A 201-nucleotide genomic window follows, 5' to 3' on the forward strand; every position below is an offset into this window, starting at 1 on the left:
GGAACTATAGCGACCCCCCATACTACCTGTAATACCTACAAAATCAGTATCACAAAAACAACATTGTGCAGTAGCACGATCTTCCTCTCTTCCTGACCAAAGATTACAACCAGAAAATCGACAGAAAACGGCGACTCGTCCTGCGTGAGCTCCTTCTCCCTGAAGAGTAAGAAAAATTTCTTTAACGGAATAAGTCTTCAT

At 42.3% G+C, this 201-nt stretch carries 1 pseudogene; it reads right to left on the bottom strand.

Annotation, left to right across the window (positions count from 1 at the left end):
* A pseudogene (locus H0G72_RS06090) lies at positions 1-201 on the bottom strand (7-carboxy-7-deazaguanine synthase); the annotation flags it as partial.

It is taken from the genome of Candidatus Liberibacter sp. (assembly GCF_014048425.1).
In the GTDB taxonomy this organism is placed as follows: domain Bacteria; phylum Pseudomonadota; class Alphaproteobacteria; order Rhizobiales; family Rhizobiaceae; genus Liberibacter.